The organism is Alkalihalobacillus alcalophilus ATCC 27647 = CGMCC 1.3604 (assembly GCF_000292245.2).
Lineage (GTDB): Bacteria > Bacillota > Bacilli > Bacillales > Bacillaceae_D > Alkalihalobacillus > Alkalihalobacillus alcalophilus.
Window position 1 is genome coordinate 1 of sequence record NZ_ALPT02000138.1, and the last position, 5,062, is coordinate 5,062.

A 5,062-nucleotide genomic window follows, 5' to 3' on the forward strand; every position below is an offset into this window, starting at 1 on the left:
CCATGTTGCTATTTGTTACTTTCGTGGTGTAGGATTGTACCGGATTCTTTTTAGACTTGAAGCGCGGAGCTTTATTTTGTTTCTTGAAGAATCGAGTATAGGAATCGGCAAGATTTTTCAGGGAGGATTGAAGGGCAATGCTGTCCACTTCTTTTAGCCATACGAATTCCTTTTTTAGTTGCGTTAATTCAGCCGAACAAGAAAAATACGTTAACCCTTTGCCTGTTTCTTGGTAGGTATCGTTCCATTGTCCTAAAAAGCGATTGAATACAAAACGAGAACAGCCGATAGTTTTAGCAATCAGGGTTTCTTGTTCTTTGCTTGGATCGAGACGGAATTTGTATGCTTTGTTGATGAGCATTGTTTTCACCCCCAATAGGAATGTATGTTCTTATTATATCCTAACAAGAATCTCTTTGGCTACCGCCAACCGCCATTCATCTCCCCCTTATCGTTGGGCTTCTCCCTTCACACGATTGAAGAGGGAGTCTTCTGTCGGGAAATGATAAAAAAACAACAAATACTTAGGCAAAATGTTTTGTACTTTGTATGTGGTGTAACTTCTCTATGTGAGTTAGGCTCTATTAATTGTTTCACTTGATATTTCAACTTGTTTACCACTCTTACGGTCTTGTCCATACAGCACCTCCTAAGAACACAATCATAAACAATAAATGATACACAATATTTTGAATTAGAAAAGTAGGAGAGGAGATTAGACTTTTAACTTACTGAGCAAAAGTTAGACAGGAGAAAATCCTTAGGAACCCGCCCTGGTTGCAGATTGTTTTGATTGAAAATATGAATCGTTCTATTATAATCTTCTTTTAACTAAGGTTATTAGTCTGTTTCTTATTTTTTCCCAATCACTCATACTCTTCATTTGATCAACTTCAAAGTATTGTGATAACGCTTTGAATAATGGTTCCATAATGTATTCATTGATTCTCTCTACAATTTCTTTGCTATAATTAGGGTTATTTCCTGTTCTTCTAATAACAAAATCAAGAAAATTTTCATCCTTAAAGTTATAATGTAAAAAGTTTCGAAGTAATGTACATTCACTTTTCAATACTTGATTGTAACGTTTAATAATATTGGTCAGCTCATGATTACAAGCCAAATCTATTTTTTGAAAGTCATCTTTTAAAAATTTCTTCATGTTATTGAGGTTATCCATAACTTCATCCGCTTTTATTGATATTAAACGAACCGCTATATACATATCCAAAGTAAAATTATCAATATGAAATTTAACTCCAGGGCGTAACCATAAACAAGTCGTTACCTCTTGCAATATCAATAGCAGACGAGTGATAACCACATTAGATTGAACATCTTTCGCATAGAGCTGTGAATGATGAACATCTTTTGTTTTGTAGGCGTGATTATCCCTATAAATAAAAGGTGGAATTAATTCAAATGGTATCACCTCAGACTTTATTTTCCCTTTGAGATTTTCTGCAAATTCAAAAGAAATTTCTCCAACACATTTAAAAAACTCTAATGCGTTTCTTTGGTTGATTCGAGGATTAGATTCTAAAATGTCTGTGTCAAGAAACATATATTGTTGAAAAATTGTACTACCGACAAGCATCCCATCCTTTAAAAATAGTCCAATATTATCAACGTCATCACCAAATTGCTCGATAGAATTTCGAAGGATTTTTTCGTATATTTGTTGGTTATTACCCTTATTATAAAGTTTCACTTTATGTCTGATATTCTTTAAATTTCTATGTAAAGTATATTTATCATTAAATATTTCTTTGTTAATTTGATATATAATTAAACAAGCATCTCTTGCAAGCGAATATACAGGGACTTGGGGAAACTTTTCATTATCTTTCAACCTAATCAAATATGCAATTCCGCAGAGATCATAGTAAGCAGTTTCATAAGCGTAGTTGCTCAAAATTTAGCACATCCTAATCATTTTCAGACATTTTTTATTAGCTTTTTGATACTCTTTGATCATGTCAGCAAAGCCTAGAATGAAATGAAGATTATAAGGCAATCCAAGTTCTGATAATAAATTACTGGTATAACGATTCCTCTTACGTCTGTTTGAAAGATATAGTTGTCTGATACCTTTACACATAAATCCACTAAAATCACTCTCTTATTAATATTCTAACCTTTTTACATACGCAAACCAAGACATATACTGTACTTCATATTGTCCCCGCACTAACCTTCCTCATCTCTTTCCTCTTGTTGAAAAGATTCATAGGATAATACGAAATAAAATTCGTCCTCTTCTCTCTCTTATTACATACTTCGTATAAAATATTACAAGCAACACCAAATTCTTTTCTCTACTATGTACAACCATAATAAACTCCTGCTTTTTTCCGCCCCTCCAACCCGCATTCCACCGTCGGTGTCAGAATAAAGTTTTGCGACGGAACCCCCTTTTCGGACGTTTTTCGAATCAAAAATGACCGTTTTTCGGGCCTTTTTCGGCTGTTTTTTCATGGTTTTTTCGAAGTTGGAATAAAGTTCTGCTAGAACAGAGGGAAGAAAATAATGGAGAAAAGAGATCGAGAGGAAAGATAAAAATATTGGATAAGTATTGATTTGTTATTGAAATAGTATTGAATCGGATATTGGACAAAGCCAGTAATATCAATGGTTTAGGAACATAACTGTATTGAAAAGATATTGGAAAGACATCAAAAAAACCCAGGTGTCCTGATGAGGAAAACCCGGGAGATTGTTGAGTTTTATATTGAAAAAGCAAATGTTTATTATTACGGAATTGGTGGTGAAGTTAGCAAGAGTTTATTATCACAAGAAATTGTTTAATATTGATCTACAATTTTAACTCTATCAACGCAACTGTCTCAACATGTGCCGTCCATGGGAACATATCAACAGGTTGAATATTTTTCACTTGATAGCCTTTTTTTCTTAATACTTCAATGTCTTTGGCGAGTGTGGATGGGTTACAGGAGACATACACGACTCGTTTTGGTTTGACCTTAATAATTGATTGCAACAGTTTATCATCACAGCCTGTCCGTGGTGGATCGACGACTACAACATCTGGTTGCCATCCTTCTTTTACCCATTTAGGCAACCATTCTTCAGCTGGGCCGACTTCATATCGCATATGATCATAGCCGTGCTTTTCGGCATTTTTTCTTGCATCCTTAATCGACGCTTCAATCACATCCATACCTCTTACTTCGGCAGCATCATTTGCCAGCCAAAGTCCAATTGTTCCAACGCCACAGTACGCATCAACAATTTTTTCTTTCCCAGATAGCTTTGCCGCTTTTTTCGCTTCGTTATAAAGTTTAACTGTTTGTTTAGGATTTAGTTGAAAGAACGCTCGAGCGGATAAATCAAAAGAAATATCCCCTAATTTTTCTTCAATGACTTCTTCTCCATCTAAATGAACCGTTTTTTCGCCAAAAATAAGCGATGTTTTTTTATTATTAATATTGAGTTGAAAAGAGGTTACTTCAGGTAAACGTTTTTTGATTTCATCTGTAATTAAATTTAACCTAGGAATGTTTGGATCAGTCGTGACGAGAACGACTTGAACTTGCCCTGTTTCAAAACCTACTCTTGTCACAATCGTCCGAATAAGACCTCTACGTTTACGCTCATCATAAATGGAAATATTAAAATCGGTTAAAATTTGTTTCACAACTTCGGTTACTTTGTTCGTTGCTTTATGTTGGACCATACAGGCCGATAGATCAATAAGCTCATGGGATTTCATCGCATATAAACCAGCAATCACTTGATTTCCCTTTTTCCCAACTTGAAGCTGACTTTTATTCCGATAGTACCAAGGGTCGTCCATTCCAATCGTCTCATTAATCGAGAGTTGATTGATATTTAATTTTGTAAAACGTTCGAGAGCTTGAATGACGACATCTCTTTTTTCACGTAATGTACTTTTATATTTTAAATGTTGAAGCTGACAGCCCCCACACTTATCATAAATGGGGCATGGTGGCTCAATACGTTCCTTCGATTTTTTTCGAATTTTGTTAATTTTCGCTTCCGAAAACTTCGCTCCAACCTTTGTCACTTCAGCTACAATCTCTTCCTTAGGCAAAGCACCAGGTACAAAAACGACCTTTCGTTTGAAATAACCAACACCTTCTCCATTTATGCCAAGCCTTTTTATCGTTAGTGGAAACTGCTGACCAACCTTGAGCTGAACCACTTCATTTTCTTGTTTTTTATTTACATCTGTTTTTTTATTCATGTTTTCCACTCCGTCCAATTGATCCCGAATTACTTGTTTGGCGTCCCTTATTATAGCATGTCCTATGAACTTCCTAAACTTTCTAGACCGATACCGCTTCTTTTTTTGTTACAATATACAGGACATAAGGCAGTGCTTATTTTATATAATATCGTTTAAAATCGATTCAGTATGGTAAGTTTTTGTCAGTACAGCTAGAAAACGTTGAACGTATGGGTTCACTGAGGAGAGATGATTTTGTCTATACCAACAGATGTCGCATCATTACAAATTATGGCACATGTTTATCAGAAAAAAAGTACACAATCCATTTACGAGAAAACGGTCACCAGTTTAGTGGAGAACGTTCCTTATATTAATTGGGTTGGTATTTATATGTATGAAAATTTAGATCATAAACTAGTTGCCGCATCCTCATTAGAAGATGATTTAAGATGGGATTATAACGGAGAATTAAAGTTTCCGATTTTAAATAATGCGAATGAGGATATCGGTTTAATGGTTGTCCGAAGCTTACAGCCAATTGCGTTTGATGTCACAGATGTCAGTACTTTAGAAACGATTGCAGCAGCCATTGGACAAGAAACCCTTTTAAATTAACGCATTTCCAAAGATTCATTTATACACAGCGAAAATTCACATGATACTCATTGTTGAAAAGAGTGTTGTGTGAGTTTTTTTGTTTGAAGGGTATGCATGGATGGGGTTACTAGCTTCTATGATTACTTTTGAGGCTTTTATTTGCTGGCTTTGGGCTTCATTTGACCTCTTTGATTCCCTTTGCGGCTCTGATTCGATGGCTTTTGACATCATTGCGGCACTATGATTCCCTTT

Annotated in this window: 5 protein-coding genes; 1 reads left to right on the plus strand and 4 read right to left on the minus strand. The window is 35.2% G+C overall.

Annotation, left to right across the window (positions count from 1 at the left end; all coding sequences use genetic code 11):
• The 3 genes from BALCAV_RS20485 to rlmD form a co-directional block, all read right to left on the minus strand.
• The coding region (locus BALCAV_RS20485) for a helix-turn-helix domain-containing protein (RefSeq protein WP_040324322.1) at positions 1 to 361 on the minus strand (361 nt) is incomplete at its 3' end.
• A gap of 453 nt (positions 362 to 814) precedes the next feature.
• Positions 815 to 1,915 (minus strand): hypothetical protein, encoded by a 1,101-nt coding sequence (locus BALCAV_RS20490; RefSeq protein ID WP_003324750.1) that lies wholly within the window; start codon positions 1,913 to 1,915, stop codon positions 815 to 817.
• Between the two features lie 900 nt (positions 1,916 to 2,815).
• Positions 2,816 to 4,228 carry a 23S rRNA (uracil(1939)-C(5))-methyltransferase RlmD gene (gene rlmD, locus BALCAV_RS20495; RefSeq protein ID WP_003324747.1) on the minus strand — a complete coding sequence of 471 codons (1,413 nt, stop codon included), beginning with the start codon at positions 4,226 to 4,228 and terminating at the stop codon, positions 2,816 to 2,818.
• A gap of 237 nt (positions 4,229 to 4,465) precedes the next feature.
• On the opposite strand from rlmD, the gene BALCAV_RS20500 reads away from it, so the two are divergent.
• On the plus strand, positions 4,466 to 4,828 hold the full coding sequence (locus tag BALCAV_RS20500; RefSeq protein WP_003324746.1) for a GAF domain-containing protein: 363 nt from the start codon (positions 4,466 to 4,468) through the stop codon (positions 4,826 to 4,828).
• A gap of 36 nt (positions 4,829 to 4,864) precedes the next feature.
• On the opposite strand, the gene BALCAV_RS22975 is transcribed toward BALCAV_RS20500, so the two are convergent.
• Positions 4,865 to 5,062, minus strand: a 198-nt coding sequence (locus BALCAV_RS22975) for a hypothetical protein (protein WP_235213161.1), incomplete at its 5' end; no start/stop codon positions are given.

Excerpts from the sequence above, each read along its gene's own strand:
- rlmD (WP_003324747.1), bottom strand. The coding sequence starts at position 4,228 with ATGAATAAAAAAACAGATGTAAATAAAAAACAAGAAAATGAAGTGGTT.